At 44.6% G+C, this 16,441-nt stretch carries 17 protein-coding genes and 1 riboswitch; of the genes, 2 read left to right on the forward strand and 15 right to left on the reverse strand.

The window, feature by feature from the left end:
• Positions 1-18: 18 nt before the first annotated feature.
• Positions 19-315, reverse strand: a complete 297-nt coding sequence (locus LIX84_RS01435; RefSeq protein ID WP_005396349.1) for an isoamylase early set domain-containing protein — start codon at positions 313-315, stop codon at positions 19-21.
• A gap of 284 nt (positions 316-599) precedes the next feature.
• Here LIX84_RS01435 and LIX84_RS01440 point away from each other — a divergent pair, with 284 nt between their 5' ends.
• Together LIX84_RS01440 and LIX84_RS01445 are read left to right on the forward strand one after the other, a co-directional pair.
• Positions 600-980 carry a hypothetical protein gene (locus LIX84_RS01440; protein WP_226420427.1) on the forward strand — a complete coding sequence of 127 codons (381 nt, stop codon included), beginning with the start codon at positions 600-602 and terminating at the stop codon, positions 978-980.
• 83 nt (positions 981-1,063) lie between these two features.
• Entirely contained in the window at positions 1,064-1,663 is a 600-nt protein-coding gene (locus LIX84_RS01445; RefSeq protein WP_005396351.1) for a thiol:disulfide interchange protein DsbA/DsbL, read from the forward strand.
• Positions 1,664-1,733: 70 nt separating this feature from the next.
• On the opposite strand, the gene LIX84_RS01450 is transcribed toward LIX84_RS01445, so the two are convergent.
• The 14 genes from LIX84_RS01450 to LIX84_RS01515 all read right to left on the reverse strand — a co-directional run bounded on the left by LIX84_RS01450 (position 1,734) and on the right by LIX84_RS01515 (position 16,406).
• On the reverse strand, positions 1,734-1,979 hold the full coding sequence (locus LIX84_RS01450; protein WP_005373664.1) for a hypothetical protein: 246 nt from the start codon (positions 1,977-1,979) through the stop codon (positions 1,734-1,736).
• A 152-nt stretch (positions 1,980-2,131) separates the two neighbouring features.
• Positions 2,132-2,575, reverse strand: a complete 444-nt coding sequence (locus LIX84_RS01455) for a DUF3429 domain-containing protein (RefSeq protein ID WP_226420428.1) — start codon at positions 2,573-2,575, stop codon at positions 2,132-2,134.
• Between the two features lie 10 nt (positions 2,576-2,585).
• Entirely contained in the window at positions 2,586-3,086 is a 501-nt protein-coding gene (locus LIX84_RS01460; RefSeq protein WP_371343671.1) for a glutathione peroxidase, read from the reverse strand.
• 149 nt (positions 3,087-3,235) lie between these two features.
• Positions 3,236-3,892, reverse strand: a complete 657-nt coding sequence (ribB, locus tag LIX84_RS01465) for a 3,4-dihydroxy-2-butanone-4-phosphate synthase (protein WP_005373655.1) — start codon at positions 3,890-3,892, stop codon at positions 3,236-3,238.
• A 113-nt stretch (positions 3,893-4,005) separates the two neighbouring features.
• Positions 4,006-4,145, reverse strand: a riboswitch (FMN riboswitch).
• Between the two features lie 104 nt (positions 4,146-4,249).
• The gene (locus tag LIX84_RS01470; protein WP_104972346.1) at positions 4,250-4,867 is read right to left on the reverse strand and encodes a cobinamide adenolsyltransferase; all 618 of its coding nucleotides are present in this window, start codon (positions 4,865-4,867) and stop codon (positions 4,250-4,252) included.
• Positions 4,868-4,984: 117 nt separating this feature from the next.
• Entirely contained in the window at positions 4,985-6,838 is a 1,854-nt protein-coding gene (locus tag LIX84_RS01475; protein ID WP_104972347.1) for an MFS transporter, read from the reverse strand.
• Between the two features lie 146 nt (positions 6,839-6,984).
• Positions 6,985-7,743 (reverse strand): helix-turn-helix domain-containing protein, encoded by a 759-nt coding sequence (locus LIX84_RS01480; protein ID WP_226420429.1) that lies wholly within the window; start codon positions 7,741-7,743, stop codon positions 6,985-6,987.
• Positions 7,744-8,382: an HD domain-containing protein gene (locus LIX84_RS01485; RefSeq protein WP_226420430.1), complete on the reverse strand. Its 639-nt coding sequence runs from the start codon at positions 8,380-8,382 to the stop codon at positions 7,744-7,746.
• Between the two features lie 261 nt (positions 8,383-8,643).
• Entirely contained in the window at positions 8,644-9,921 is a 1,278-nt protein-coding gene (locus tag LIX84_RS01490; protein ID WP_226420431.1) for a cytosine deaminase, read from the reverse strand.
• 9 nt (positions 9,922-9,930) lie between these two features.
• Positions 9,931-11,169, reverse strand: coding sequence for a cytosine permease (codB, locus tag LIX84_RS01495; RefSeq protein ID WP_226420432.1), 1,239 nt, complete (start codon positions 11,167-11,169; stop codon positions 9,931-9,933).
• An 807-nt stretch (positions 11,170-11,976) separates the two neighbouring features.
• A complete protein-coding gene (locus LIX84_RS01500; protein ID WP_226420433.1) occupies positions 11,977-13,323 on the reverse strand; it encodes a magnesium transporter in 1,347 nt (448 codons plus the stop codon).
• Between the two features lie 112 nt (positions 13,324-13,435).
• Complete coding sequence (locus LIX84_RS01505; protein ID WP_226420434.1) at positions 13,436-14,758, reverse strand: ABC1 kinase family protein; 1,323 nt, start codon at positions 14,756-14,758, stop codon at positions 13,436-13,438.
• A gap of 98 nt (positions 14,759-14,856) precedes the next feature.
• Complete coding sequence (locus tag LIX84_RS01510; RefSeq protein WP_029835213.1) at positions 14,857-16,080, reverse strand: HlyD family secretion protein; 1,224 nt, start codon at positions 16,078-16,080, stop codon at positions 14,857-14,859.
• The gene (locus LIX84_RS01515; protein ID WP_226420435.1) at positions 16,080-16,406 is read right to left on the reverse strand and encodes an MFS transporter; all 327 of its coding nucleotides are present in this window, start codon (positions 16,404-16,406) and stop codon (positions 16,080-16,082) included. Before LIX84_RS01515 ends, LIX84_RS01510 begins: the two co-directional genes overlap by 1 nt.
• Positions 16,407-16,441: the final 35 nt, after the last annotated feature.

Genomic DNA, 16,441 nt, shown 5'->3' on the forward strand with positions numbered 1-16,441 from the left:
TTAGGGTGAACTTACGTTTTATTCGGTGGTGCACACGACGCTGTTGTCGCTGCCAAAAGCATTGGGAACATAAGCGTCGGCTTGAGGATCGTTTTCCCACTTTGCATCATTGAGCAAGTAGCGGAACTGAACATTCTGCTCTTTAGGTAAGCGCGTTTTAAATTTAAATTGACGGCTTTTCTTCACTAATTTCATCGGTTCTGGCTGCCAGTTGTTAAAATCCCCAGCAATATGGATGGAGTCCCACTGGTCTTTATCTAGCTCGAACGTGACTTCAACTTCATCTTTTGTCTTAAAGAATCTCTTTTTAAGCATTGATCTTTCCTTGTTCGTACAAAAACTGTTCTAACTATTACTCGTGTTTCATAACGATTTCAAGTTTTATCGAATTGTCGCTGGTATCAGGTGAAGAACTATCTAAATGATGAATAGCTTAATCGCTATGAGTTCTTGTGAGAGGGGAGCGGTATTGAGAAGCCTCAAGGATATGGAACCGTTAACGTACCAAGTTTTTAGGCGAGGCGGAACTCAGAGTCCGTATCTTGAAGTCAAACCGTTATCATGTATTATCTTAAATCACCATTTTTGTTGATGTAGCTATGTTGAAGTTTAACCGTACATTGTTGACCGCGATAGTTTGTTTAGCCGCTATGCTTTTGAGCAGTGTCGCTCCTATGGCGAAGGCTTCAGCCCCGGTGAAAACAATTGAAGTACGCGATATTATTTTTCAACAGTCTGCTCTGCACAAACAACTTGGCGTCAATGACGACTGCGTAGAATCACATCACGATGAGTCAACTATCAATAAGGTGCAACAGTCTCACACGAGTTGTAGCTCTTCCTGCATGGTCAAAATTCCCGCCAACTTATCTCAAAACGACTTACTGCTTCTTCCTTACAGCCTTGCATTGATTGATAGGCCTTTAGTCGAAAAAGTAGTGACAGTGATCACCAAGCTTTATCGTCCTCCGATTGTTTAATTCCTCATCTCAAATTACTTGGGGTTTCCCCCTTTTTACCAAATGAAATGATTTGGCATTTGAATGCCACAAGGAAATAAACAATGAAAAAACTACTTGCCTTATGTAGTGCACTTTTACTGACTTTTACCGCTCACGCAGCGCAATTTGAAGAAGGGAAGCACTACAAAGTTCTGGATGTTAAGAAAGCATCGAAACCTGTTGTGACGGAATTCTTTTCTTTTTATTGCCCACATTGCTACAAGTTTGAGTCGCTTATTGAGCGTTTAAAACCTGCTCTGCCAAAAGAGGCAAAGTTTGAAAAGGTACATGTGGGGTTCATGGGCGGAGATATGGCGATTCCGATGGCCAAGTCCTACGCGACGATGGTGTCGCTCGGGGTTGAAGATACAATGATTCCTGCCATGTTTGCCCAAATTCATCAAAAGCGACAAGCGCCAAAAGATGAAGCTGAGCTGAAACAGCTCTTCGTTGATAATGGCGTAGAAGGTAAGAAGTTTGATGCCGCTTACAATAGCTTTGCCGTAAACTCAATGCAGAAAGGCTTTGACAAACAATTTGCAGCCAGCACGTTAAGAGGGGTTCCAGGTGTGGTTGTGAACAATAAATACATTGTTTTGGCCAACGAAATTCGTACTTACGACGAGTACAATCAATTAGTTAATTACTTATTGACGCTGTAACTATAAATAGCATTGATGCTTAAAAATGGCGACGGTAGAGTCGCCATTTTTTATGCTTATCACTTTCGTATTATCTAAGAACGCTTGTACATGCTTGAGTCGGAACACTAGTCATAAATATGGCATGCGGATAAAACAAGCTAGCAGCAGTGATTGCAACATTACATGGCTGAGCAATCGTAGTTTTAATCACATTGGTAAGCACGGCGCCTGTATTATTTACTGTTTGAGCGGCGGCTTGTTGTGCCTGGTAAGACACGCAACCTGTCGTTGCATTGATCATCGCAGTGCTAAACAAAAGTTTGCGAAAAAACATATTCATATCCTTTGTGAATGCTTTGAATTACTTATATGTGGATTGATTCATAAATGAAACAAAACAGTGTTCAAAATATGTGTGCATTCACGAAATGAACATTGTTTTATAAAAAGACGTTTTTTTGTGATCTTAGCACTGGACAGACCAGGTTATGAAACTAAAGCTAATCCGTGCATTACGATTACGCCGAAGGTCAGTTTGCTCCTCATTCCTTGATATCCCTTGGGCTCGGCGTCTTGTTCGACTTTCCTCACGAGTTTTTCTGCATACCAAACAGCAAGATACCCAATTGCTAAGAGTAGGGTAGCGACCGCGTAATGTTTGTGACCCTGCAGTAATGCGCCCCAAGCAAGTAAGACAAAAAGGTTGCTGAGAATTAATATATTTCTGCTAAGGCGGTGGTAGTAATGCTCAATGCCGTTACCCCAAAGGATGCCGGATAAAAAACTTAATATAACGGCGCTGTATGTGATGAAAAATTGCTGGCCACTTAAATTGAACAGTGAGATGTCAGTGAAAATCAGCCCTAAACTAAACACAAATGGAACCAGACCTAAGTAACCGAGTTGTAGCATGGTTGAGCGTGTTGTCATGGTCGTCACCTTACAATTGTTGCTCTATCATATTGGTAAGCGTAGTACTTGTCGGTGAAGTGGAGCTTGGAAAAGTAGCAATAACTTTGCCTTCAGAGCTAATTAGAAACTTATAGAAGTTCCATTTTGGTTTGATGCCAGCTTGGTTAGTAATCTCGCTGAATACGGGGTTTGCATCTACGCCTAATACTGAGGAGCGAGCCATCATTGGAAAGGTGACCCCGTAATCGAGATAACAGACTTTCGCTGTGTTTGTTTCGCTTCCTCTATCCTGTCGGAAGTCATTACTCGGGAAACCGATAACGGTGAAGTTTTGCTCTTTGTAAGTTTGATAGAGGGTTTCTAACTGTTCGAACTGAGGAGTGAAGCCGCACTGGCTTGCTGTATTGACGACTAGTAGTGTCTTTCCCTTAAAGCTTTCGCATAGATCGACTTCTTCTGTTGAGTTTAACAACCTTTGCTTACCTTGAAGAATATCAGGGCACTCAGATGCAAGAGTAAGCGAAGTCATGGAGATAAAGCCAACGAGAGCGACGAGTTTCAGTAATCCTTTCATGGTGTTGTTCCCTTTGTTTTCAATAAGTATAACTACTCAAGCGCAAAGAGGATCGATCAAAAAAGCCGCACAAATGCGCGGCTTCTTTCTGAGCTGGGATTTAATTATGCCAGTTTCAACTCGAACTGGTTTAGGTACATTACCATGTCTTCAATCGTCAGCACTGGCATGTTGTGCAGGCGACCAAACGCAACGATCTCTGGTGCTTTTGCCATCGTGCCATCTGGGTTGGTCACTTCACATAGTACGCCAGCGGGTTGAAGCCCTGCCATTTGCATCAGGTCAATCGTACCTTCTGTGTGACCACGGCGAGTCATTACACCACCTGGACGTGCGCGCAGAGGGAATACGTGGCCCGGGCGAGCAAGATCTTCAGGTTTTGCGTGCGGGTTTGCCGCCGTTTTAATGGTCGTCACTCGGTCTGCTGCTGAAACTCCCGTTGTTACACCAACTTTCGCTTCAATAGAAACCGTAAATGCGGTTTGGTTTGCACTGTTGTTGTTTACCACCATTGGAGGCAGTTCCAGTTTGTCTGCTTGAGCATCTGTTAAGCACAAACAAACGATGCCGCTACATTCGCGGATCATCAATGCCATTTGCTCGTTAGTGAGGTGCTCGACTGAATAAATGATATCGCCTTCGTTTTCGCGATCTTCATCATCAAGAAGAAGTACGCCACGGCCTTCTTTTAGAGCGATAAGTGCGTTTTCAACGCGAGTAATTGGGTCGCCGAATTCGGCAAGTAGTGATGACTGATTCATGGTTAACTCCTAAATTTCACCAGAATCAGGGCGGTATGAGAGCTCGTCGTAAAATACGATCAAAAAGAAGTGCACCAGCACTCTTAGCAATCTGACTCGCTATGCTGGTGTATTCTTATTCTCTTTCATCCGGACTATAACCGTCGGCTCTGGCATCTCACCAGATCTGCTGACCTCGACGAATCGAGCGCTCGCGGGCTCACTTGAAAAGTATACCGCCGGTGGGGAATTTCGCCCCGCCCTGAGAACAATTAAAAATGTGCCACTTCATTCAAGTTGTGAGGAAGTGGAGCTAGGATAGTACTGCGAACTGAATAGCTTGGAAAGTCGATTCCATCTGTATGATGGAAAAGTGTGCTATCGACGGAAATAATCTGTGCGAATAAAGTGATCAATCTGCAGCGGCACGAAAGTGTTGTAAATCAGACTCGTATGCGTTTGCTTCACTTCGATATGATCTTGCATACCTTCTAGTCTTGTCTCTTCTACGGTAACCGTACCGTCCGACATGGTGTTGTCATTACGGATCAATAATGGGCGAGCACCAATCGGCATCGTTCCTGCGATACTGCCGAGTTTTTGCGGAAAAGCCCACGCATCATCATGTTTGTTTAATCCGTGATGTGGCGAATTGCCTAAAATTGCACCCAACCCGAGATCTTGAATCCGACCTACTATGGACGCGCCTTTAAGAGGTGAACCGATAGCGACAACATGAGAGATTAAGCTGGTGGTTGGCTTTCTGTTGGCGAGATAGCGCTTAATCATCAAGCCTCCCAAGCTGTGCCCCACGAGCACGTTTGTGGTCAGTGGATTAAGCGAATGATCAATAGAATCAAACAGTGAAGACTCATCGATAGCAACAGTGTTATAGCTGAGCACTTGCGTTTCGTATCCGAGCTTTCGCAGCTTTTGGCTAAGAGGCTGCATGACCAGCCCATGCATATAAAGACCATGTAAGATGATGATTTTCATAATACCTCCTAGATTTATGACGTTGTAGATATCCTACTCTAATTAACAAAGAACTACTTGTGCTTTGTTGTGCATATTTACGTTTTGCTGCAAAGTTTGATCGGTAAAGCAAGCATATCAGCCCAGTAAATCCTGTACTTGTTGTTGCAATTGATGACGATTTAAAGAAGCTGGGCTTAACACGTCACCGATAACAACGTCCACTTTTGACCAAAAACGAGTCGGTCGTTTTGTGAGAGCATGTCCGCCTTTGTGGCTGAAAAAAGAACCCCAAAGCCCTTTTAGTGCCATAGGGATGACAGGTACAGGATTACGTTCAAGGATTTTTTCCACACCAGGGCGAAACTCACCCAATTGACCGTTAGACGTTAAACGACCCTCAGGGAAGATACAGACAACTTCACCGTCGTTAAGTGCTTGTTCAATCTGTTCAAATGCTCGTCGATAAGTGTCGGCACACTTACGTGGAGAACAGATCGGGATAACACCTGCATGACGGAAAACATATCTAAGAACAGGCAGCTCGCTGATGGACTTGTCCATCACAAAACGAACCGGGCGAGTAGAGGTTCCCATCAAAATCAACGCATCGACATAGCTAACATGGTTAGCCACGATTAACGCAGCACCTTGTTCAGGAATATGTTGGCGCCCCTTTACTGACACACGATACATACAATGGCTGAGTAAATAACTGATAAAGCGTTGTGTAAATTCTGGTACTTGACGATAGACATAGATTGCCACGAAGAAGTTACCTATTGCCATCATGGCAAACAGTTCCACAATAGAAAGCTCTAGTACGCTGAGTACAACGATCGAAACCAAAGCAGACACCACCATAAACAACGCATTCATGATGTTATTAGCAGCAATGGCACGTGCACATTCACCTTTGTTTGAACGCGATTGGATGAACGCATAAAGAGGAACAATAAAGACACCGCCGCTTACACCAACAAGGAATAGGTCAATCATGACGCGCAGATGTTTGGATTCAGCAACAAAGCTTTGCACATCATAAAAGTGCACCGGAAGTGATGGATAACTTGGGACTGCCCATAGCAAGTCGACGCCAAAGACTGTCAGACCAAGGATACCGAATGGCAAAATACCAAGCTCAACGTGGTTGAAAGAAAGTTTTTCACACAACCAAGAGCCTGTCGCGATACCAATGGAAAATAATGCCAACAGTAAAGAAACGACAGTACTGTCTGCAAACAAATGTTCACGCGCAAAGTTAGGGAATTGAGTCAGGTAAGTCGCCCCCATGAACCAAAACCAACTGATGGCTAGAATAGACATCCAAATGCCTCTCTGTTTTTTTGCCACTTTTAACGTGTTCTTTAAACCAGAAATCGGTTCAAATTTCGCTTTGTCATTCGATTGGCTAGGCATCGTTGGAATGTTCACACTGCTCATAAACCCAAGCAAAGACAAGGCAATCACGACACAAGAAGCAATCAAGGTACCATTAGGAATGGCTAGCAGCAGGCCTGCGCTAAGCGTACCGATAAGAATCGAAAGGAACGTGCCCATTTCAACCCAAGCATTTCCTTTAACAAGCTCATTTGGTTTGAGCGCTTGTGGTAGTAAGGCGTATTTTACGGGACCAAAATAGGCCGATTGAGTGCCTGTCATAAACAAAAGAGCCAGCATCAGCATGGCACTTTGAGTGGCAATAGCGGTTGCAGCGCAAGACATGATAGCCAGCTCGATGAGTTTTAGACGCCGGATTAATTTGGCTTTGTCCATGCTGTCAGCGACGGCACCAGCATGCGCAGAGAATAGAAAGAAAGGTAGGATGAATAAGCCTGCCGCCAAATTAACGAATAGATTGACGGATATTGGTAGGTTATCAATTTGGCTGTAAGTCACCATCAATAACAGAACGTTTTTGTAGATGTTGTCATTGAGTGCGCCAAGACACTGCGTCACAAAGTAAGGAAAAAAGCGTTTTGAGAAAAACATGCTGGCCCCGATTAAACAAAGTCGAATGAGATGGGAGCACTTTATGCTCAATGAACGATTAAACCAGCTTTCTCTTTCAAGTGACGTTGTATGCCACCAAAAGTAACGAAATTCGTTACTTTCATTTCCACTTGTTTATTGAGTTACTAATTTCGAGACTTCTGAGTGCATTTTCTTTCCCATGGTTCAAACAGAGGGAACGTCCAGCGACGCATCGCAATAATGAGAGAGGTGCCGTGCTTTTCGTCCATATCGAGAGAGCTATCACTTTGGCAAGCCTGATAAAACTCATCGATGACCTTTTGCAGTTTCTGTTGCAGCTTCTTGTTGGTTGGTACGCTCATCAATCCTGTTGCCATGGACAACTGTTCATCTTCACCAGCAAAGTAGCTTTGGAAAAAGGCGTCTTGAACTTGCTGTTGGAAGAACCGTTGAATAGGGCCGCCCATCTGCCACTTAAATGTCGGAGATATACGCAAACGAATTTTGTTATTTGTCTGCAAGTCGATGATGTTCAGACGATCCAACTGAGCAAGTTTTTGCACCAGTTCCAACTCATTGAAAGTGTATTGCTGAACGATTTGTTCAAACTGATAGCCATTTACAACACAGATCGCCACGAGTAGCAGGGCTTTATCGTCAACCAACTGCTTTTCTTGCTCTAATGTTAGCGACTCTAGACCTTTATTGTGCACAGCCGCGAGCTTAAACAGTTCCGCCATTTCTAAACCAATCAATTGGCAAATGCGTTCTAAGCGTTCAAGGCTAATGTGTTGACCTTCAGCGAGTAAACGTTTGACGCTTCCTTCACTTAAATCAAGGTGTTGTGCAACATCGGCATAATGCAGCCCAGCTAACTTTAGTTGGCGTTTAAGCTCTTTAATTAACGTATAGCTTTCTGACATTTATGCTGTCACCTCGTCGTGTAATTGCTCTATATACGCTTGCATAAAGGCTTTGCGTTTTTGCGCTTCGCGTCTCGCTGACTCCGTGTTCATAGTTTCAGCGATTTTGAATAACTTGGTTTGAAAGTGATCCAGAGTGAATTGTTTATCGTCGAGCTCTCGCTGTTGAGCAAAGATGTCTTTGTCATCGTAAAGTTGCGCATCAAACTCAGTGCTCACTTGTATACAGCGAGTAATGCCAATTGCGCCTAAAGCGTCCAGACGGTCGGCATCTTGAACGACTTTTGCCTCCAATGTGTTGGGTCTGATATTAGCGCTAAAGCTGTGTGCTTCTATCGCATGGGCAATGGCATCATGGTATTGCTGCGGATAATCGATACTTTCTAAAAACGCGACCGCTTTTTTGGCTGCAATGATTGAGCTCTGCTTGCGGTTTGGATGATCTTTCGGATAGGTAAAACAATCATGTAAATAGGCGGCGGGAAGCACAATAGATAAGTCGGCGCCTTCTTCCATAGCCAGTTTTTTTGCGGTGTTTACGACCCGTTGAACATGGCTTATGTCATGTGCCGCATCGACTTGCATCTCTTGCTGCATAAATTCCAAAAATTGCGATTCTATCTGGCTTAATAAGGTCATGAGTTATATCTACCACTAAAGTGAAGGCAGAAGTATGCCGAACGCAGAGAGGAATTTCCAAGTTCGATAGTGTAATTGAGATTTAGCCATCAGAACCTTATGCAACTTAGTAAGTATCGGGTCATCTTAAATAGCATTTTTGTACGTTCGGTTGGCTACTAAGGTCGTAAGACACAGAACAGCAGTGACGTTTGCCAATAGCAAAAGGGCCTGATGATTTCGTCAGACCCTTTTTCGTTTTAGTCGGTATTTTTACGAACCTCAGCGCTTGAACGTCACTTGCTCTGCTTGTTCAAGATGAATATGAGTCGTCGCAGGCTGTGTTTCTGCAATCACTTTACCGTGACGAACAGAGTAGCGAACCGGTACTTGGCGACGTACGACGTCAAAACCATTTTCTGCAGGAAGAATCAGTAGGCTACCTGGTTTGCCTTCTTCAATTCCATACTTGTCTTGAATGTTCAGTGTACGTGCTGAATTGGTGCTGATCAGATCCAGTGAGTTGTTGATTTGGTCGTAACCCATCACCTGACACACGTGCAGACCCATATGCAGCACTTGCAGCATGTTTGCAGTGCCTAGTGGGTACCAAGGGTCAAATACATCATCGTGTCCAAAGCAGACGTTGATGTTGGCATTCAGCATCTCTTTCACTCGTGTTACGCCGCGACGTTTTGGGTAATCATCAAAACGGCCTTGTAAGTGAATGTTCACCAATGGATTTGCCACGAAGTTGATACCGGACATGCGTAATAAACGGAACAGGCGAGATGCGTATGCACCGTTGTAGGAACCCATCGCTGTTGTGTGACTGGCCGTGACTTTATTTCCCATATCGAACTTGTGCGCTAATGCTGCCAGCGTTTCAACGAAGCGAGATTGCTCGTCATCGATTTCATCACAATGCACGTCGATCAGACGGTCGTATTTTTGTGCTAACTCGAATACGTAGTGCAGTGATTCAATGCCATATTCGCGTGTGAATTCAAAGTGTGGAATCGCGCCAATAACGTCCGCCCCCAATTTGATTGCTTCTTCTAGCAGCTCTTTGCCATTTGGGTAAGAGAGAATACCTTCCTGCGGAAACGCAACGATTTGGATGTCTACCCACTCTTTCATCTCTTCACGCACTTCTACCATCGCTTTTAGGGCAATTAGGGTAGGGTCTGAAACGTCTACGTGAGTTCGAACGTGTTGTACGCCGTTTGCGATCTGCCATTTTAAGGTTTGTTTTGCGCGCTCTTTCACGTCTTCAATCGACAGCATTTCTTTGCGCTCAGCCCAACGTTCAATACCCTCAAACAATGTGCCAGAGATGTTCCAGCTTGGCTCGCCTGCGGTTTGCGTTGTATCTAAGTGGATGTGCGGCTCGCAGAAAGGCGCCACCGCCATGCCGCCTTCAGCATCGATGGTGTCACCGTTATGATTAAGCGCCACATCGTTGCTTTCAATGCGCTTGAATTGACCATCTTCAATCAAAATTTGCTGCAGACCTTCTTGTCCTTTTAGCGTTACGTTTTTGATCAGTAGTGTTGTCATGATGGTTCCTTACGCTGGCTGTGTAGCCAGTGCTTTTTTGTTAAGAATAGGATTAAGAATCAGGAAGCTAATTGCGCCGCCAAGTACAGCGTTAATCGGTACCACGCCAGGAAGGAAGTGTCCCGCACTAACGCCAATCGCTACAGCGATAATGCCAGCCCAGTTTACGCTTTGGAACTGGGCGGCTTCAAAGTTTGCGTAGCGCTTACGGTTCGTGAAGAAGTCAGCGATGATCACGCCGCCAATCGGTGGAATTGCCAACGATAAGAAGGTTAGCCAGCCAACAAAGTTATTGTAGAGCCAGAGAGCGCAAAGTGTGCCAACAAGCCCGTTCGCCATCGAGATGTATTTGCTTGGTAAGCCAGTGATGTTGGAAAATCCAAGACCCGATGCGTAGAGCGCGTTGTCGTTGGTCGTCCAAATGTTTAACCCAAGTACGATGATGGCAGGAATCAATAAACCTTGCGCAATCATCACTTCAGAGATGTCTGATTGACCAGTCACCGACGCACCTGCCGCGCCAAAGATAAACATTAACGAGTTACCGATGAAAAATGCCACCATGGTGATCATCACGGCGCTGCGCGGCTTTTTGCCAAAGCGCACGAAATCTGCCGTTAATGTACCAGCACTGACAAAAGAGCCGACAACCATCGCGAGAGCTATTGAAAAATCGAGTGGCTCGGTTGGTTGAACCTGTTGTAGTTCGCTAATACCGCCAACGCTATTTACTGCCTCGATGACAGAGTAGCCGCCAAGTAGCGCAATGGCAGGAACGGCAATTGCTGACAACACCATCAGTGCTGAGATGCCAAAGTAAACGGTCGCGGTCATGAGCAAACCGGAGACAAGGATCAAAGTATTGGTATCGATGTCCGTTGCTTTATGCACCGGAATCGCAAACATCGCGACACCAACTCCAAACCACCCAACTTGAGTACCACCAAGAAGAGCAGAAGGAAGCCAAGATCCTTTAGAACCAAAAGAGAAACGAGCAAGAAGGTGAGTAGAGAGACCAGTAGAAGCGCCGATGTAACCGAGGAAAGAAGTGTAAATACCGAGGATTAGGTTACCGATGAGAACAGCGAGGAAAAAATCATTAAAGGAGAGCCCAGTACCGAGAGAACCCCCTGTCCACATACTTGCGGAGAAAAAAGTGAGTCCTAACATCACCATGGTTAGTGACGCCACGCCTTTTCTGGCCGTGTTGGGAACTGGTCCAAGACTGTAGTTATTGTCTCCAGCCATTATTACCTCCGCACATTGAAATGTTAAATTATAGCACCTGGTTTTCAGGCAAACGGCGCGTATTATCGTGATGTAAATTTGATAGTCAATGATAAAATTTCAACTTAAACGTTTGCTTGATTTTTGTTTTCTATTTTTTCTTTTAATAACAACAGTTTGCTTTTTAATTTCTAAAAGTGAAAAGTTTATTTTTACGTATTTTCTATGATTTATAGACAGGTTTTCTATGTGAAATGAATGTTTTGAATTGCTATTTGTTTTTATGGATTAAATTTATCTATAACTCTGGATTGTTAAGTCGATTTCTATGAAAAGAAAACGATTCTATGATGAGATTTTTGGTTTGGACGTTATTTGTTCTTTTTTGGGGTGTGTTTTCTTGGTTTTATTTGGGTTAGGTGGTTTATTTTTGTTGAAATCGGTATTTTTGGTGGGTTAGTGAGGGAATATTTGAATTTTATAAACAGTAAACAGTCGGGTGAGGGCAAGAAAAGTACAACTGATCTCGTTCAGAGGATAAAGGAGAGCAGTAGCCACATAAAAAAATAGCCAACCGCAAAGAGTGCGATTGGCTTATATACATGTGAACAAAATCAAGCTCACTAACAACGTCAGTTGGCTAGGTGACCCTCGGCTTAAGAAGGGTCAATTTATATAGTGCAGTTACTGTGCCAACTTTAATATGCCCCAAAATACGTAGTTTCTGTGACATGCGTTGCTTAAAGTTTGAGTTTGTTTGCAATTTGCAACTGCGTTATGCAATTTGACTCTATTATGCTAATGATTGATTAATAAACAGTGGACTTTTTAGAGCATGACTAAACTCGCCGTTCCCAAAAAGGCGAAGAAACCAACCACATCTGTCACCGTCGTTAGAATAACCGAACCTGCTAAGGCTGGATCCAATTTAAACTTATCCAAAATAATGGGTATCAACACACCAAATAAAGCAGCGGTAATAATGTTGACGATAATGGCCAGCGCGATGGTTCCGCCTAAAACTGGCGATTGGAACCACAATCCGGCTAACCCGCCGATGATTAGCGCCCAAGCAATGCCGTTCAGTGAGCCTATGCCCAACTCATTTTTTAAGAATTTGAATCGGTTACCTGGGGTAATCTGATTAAGCGCCATCGCACGAACCATTAGAGTCAGCGTTTGGCTGCCTGCAATGCCACCCATCGATGCAACAATTGGCATTAGTACGGCCAAAGCCACCACTTGAGCAATCACGTCTTCAAATAGCCCGATAGTGACAGACGCTAAAATTGCAGTCAGCAAATTGATGCCCAGCCACACGCCGCGTTTTTGCGAGCTTTTTAATACTGGCGCAAACAAGTCATCGCCTTCATCCATACCAGTACCGGCCATTAAGCGCGCTTCGTAGATTTCACGTTGCGTACTTAATGCAAATTGCCAATCGACTTCACCAATCAGAGTGTGGTCTGCATCGGTCACAGGCAGAGCGGGCAGTGTACTGTGCTCTAATGCTTCTACCGCTTCGGGAAGCATCATCTTACTGTCTAGCACCGTCACCGCTTCAATAACGAGTGTTTTCAAGCGAGTATCAGGATCACTACGTAAAATTTCGTAGTAATTGACTGTCCCTCGATACTGTTTATTACGGTTGATCAGGTAGACCTGTTGAGGCGTGTCGTAGCTATAGCGCTCCATTAACTGCTTAGCGGTTCCAATCGTAATATTAAAGGGCAGGGTGATGATTTTACGCTCAGCCCAGTGGCCGAGTTCTTCATCTTCATATTCGTTTGCCTGATCGTAAAGCTCTAACTCATCTTTTTCGATTAACGCGAGCGCTTCGTTGATGATCGACTCAGGCAACGAATCCGCCCATTCGATCAGCGATAAGTTATCAAGTTTAGCGAGGGTGAGTTTTAGCTCGACTTCAGATAATGCATTGATGATAGAAAAACGTACGTCGGCACGCATTTCCGTTAACACGTCGATATGCAGTTCTAGTGGCAAAGCTCGCCATAAGCGAACACGATCATCGATTGGAAAGGCTTCCAGAATTAGGGCGACTGCGCCAGGTTCGAGACCCGCTTCAATAGATTCATTGAGCGTTGCGACTTGATCCGCTTCTTCGGCTTGGCCAATTTGCTGGATTAGAGTGGAGAGATCTTGAAACTTGCTCACCGAGTACCCCGATAGTTAATTCGTTTTATGGAAGTATGGCATGTTATTGAGATGCACAACTATGCATCTTAACCTTGCTCAAGGTACTTGAAAGTAACAGAAAAACAATAGGCTATTCGCTGTTGATAGTGAGATATGGCTGTACCAACTGGCGAATGTTCACTTTTGCGCCAATTCTCGCTGCGAGCAAATACATTCCACCAATTTTACGATGTAAAAATAGGGCATCGGCAGGTGGGGTATGCCAGTACTCTTGTTCCATGCTCAAAATAGTGCCAGCTTCGCGAAGTTTTTGCGCTAAGCCACTGGCTTTAAAATCATATGGCTCATCAACTAACATGGGTTCACATGCCATTTTTACTAAATTGAGAATCGCTTGGCGCTGGTCAGGTAGGATGGTTTGGCTGAAGAAGCCAATTTGTTCAAGCGCGTCATTCAAGCCTTGTTCGTCATTATTCATGACGGACGCAAAGGCTTTGCGATAGCCGGCACTGAATCGTTCGCTGTATTCGCGAGTCGCCCCGAAATCTAACAAGCCGATTTGGCGAGTACTTTCAATGTACAAGTAATTGGCGAAGTTAGGATCGGTTTGCACCATCTTGAATTCGAACAGCTCTCTGAACAGCAATTCGAGCAAACTGTGCATGACAAAATCCCGTGTACTCTGATCATAATGTTCGATTTTCTCAATCGGGCTACCATCAATGAATTCCATCGCGAGAACGGAGTCTGAGCAACTTTCAGTATGAATCTTCGGCACGACAAAATGAGGGTGCTCCTTCAAAGCGTCATGATAACGAATGGCAAATTGCGCCTCTCGTGCGTAATCGGCTTCATCATGCAGTTGCTTTTTGGCTTCTTCTAGTAGCCCTTTGTAGTCGACGGATTCTGGAATCAACCCAACGACTTTAAGCAGCGTACCTACGTTGTCTACGTCGCTATCGATACTTTTTCGTATGCCCGGATATTGCACTTTGACGGCTAGGTTATCGCCCGCATCGCTGTAGGCTTGGTGCACCTGTCCTATTGATGCACTGGCGATTGGTTTGAAGTTAAATGATAGAAACTCAGCTTTCCAACTCGTTCCTAGCGAACTTTCCATGACTCCGTTCAGTTGCTTGGCAGGCATTGGGTCTGCGTTGGAGCGAAGACGGGAAAGAATATCGGCGAGTTCAGGTTCCAAAACATCACCAGCATCCATTGAGAGCATTTGACCAAGCTTCATTGCAGCGCCACGTAGGTGAGCAAGTTGGTCTGTCAACCGTGCGATGTTTTGTGGCGTCAGCAAGAGGTCTTTCGCTTTTGGTTTATTGCCTTTGGCGATTTGTTTCGTGCCTTCTGCAATCACATTGCCTGCGACACGGGTAGCAAGTGAAGCGAACTTGCTGAACCTTGAGATACGATGGGTAGGTAGGCTTCTTTCCTTTGCCGACATGAATCTTCTCCGCTGTTTACTAACTAATTGTTATACGGGAAAAGGATGTGTTTGGATACAAATGAAAAAACCGCCAGCGAAACTGGCGGTTTGTGAGTTTAGATGGAGTAGAAGAAGTACAGCTGAGACTTCATTCGAATGATGATCCCGCGAATCACATCCAAGAAGGCCATGAAGCCTATCGGTTTTTCACCGCTGACCCATGCGAGGCCAACAGAGCCAACAGGAATGTCGTAGCCTTCTGGCTCATCAATCTTAAGACGAACAAAGTGGTGTTTGTTCTGTAAGTTCTTGCCGGTTGTAACGCGAACAGAATCATCGAAACCCAGCAGATTACCTTGTGACTCACCTGTTGCTTCAACAATGCCTTCGACGGTCGCTGAGAAGATCTTGCCTGGGTAAACGGACGAAGAGAATTCCGCAGGTTGACCCGGTTTGATGTTACGAATCGCCTGGTGGTTGACTCGCATCAGCACATACTTCTCGTTAGTGTACATATTAATACGTGGCATCATCGAAACACGCTGACCTTCACGCAGGATAAAGTTGGTGACAAAGCCATCTGTTGGGGCATGAACTTTGGTGCTGTTCAAATCCCATTGCGCTTTTGCAATTTGCTCTTCAGCTTGGCGCAGTTCGGCTTGTTTGGTTTCAACTGCGAGCTCTGCTTTATGAATCGCCAGTTTTGCGCGGGAAATATCGACTTGTTTCTTCTTAATTTGAGACTCAAGGGTCAACACGTTGTGACGTGCCATATCAACCGCACTCGATTGTTTGTCGATGTCGCTTTCCGTGATGGTGTTTTGCACCACTCGGTTTTGCTCAACATAACGATCTAGCATCTTTTTCTGCAATTTGTAGTCAACTTTCGCCGCTTCCAATTGGCTCTTTGATGTTTCTAGATCTTGCACCAATGCTTGATGATTCGCTTCTTCAATCTCGATGTCGCCTTTTGCCGTAGCTAATGCGACTCGTGCAGAATCGGCGGATACGTTCGCCTGATTTAATGCGATTTCGTATTGAGTTGGGTCAAGTTCATAAATAAGCTGACCTTCTTTAACTTGTTGATTTGGCTTAATGTAAATGTGGTCAACTTTACCCTTCACATTGGTTGAATCTGGACGCAATTGGATGTGTGGTGACTGCACGACAGAACCACCGGATAAATCCATCGGGGTGAAGTTAATCAAACCTACCCATACGAACATCAGCCAACTCAAACCGCCAAGATAAGCGAACGATTTGGTTGCTTTGTTCCAAGGCATGCCAACCAAACGCAGCAAATAGATGAAGAGTGCCCATACCGCTAAACCTTCTAACATTACGCTTCCTCTTTTGGCTGTGTTTCTGTTTGCGGTTTACTTTTCCATGTATCACGCAGATTGATGATGGCTTTTTCCATATCAACGAATGCAAAGATAACAGCTAGCACCCAAACCCAGTGCCAGACAAACCCTATCCAGGTGAGCGCAGTGATGAGCCCTATCTGATGATGGTCTTTGCTGTGCGCCTTATTAATTGGCAACTCATGGATTTTCCAAAAGCCGTAACACGCGCCCGCGACACTCGCGATTAAAACGACGGCAGCGACAATATGTAACGCTGTATCTGCACCAGTTCCGACAAATGGGACACTCAGTAAACTCATTAAACACTCCTCTATCAAACGGTTGGCGTATTGTG

The organism is Vibrio sp. E14 (genome assembly GCF_020515785.1).
GTDB classification, from domain to species: Bacteria; Pseudomonadota; Gammaproteobacteria; order Enterobacterales; family Vibrionaceae; genus Vibrio; species Vibrio diabolicus.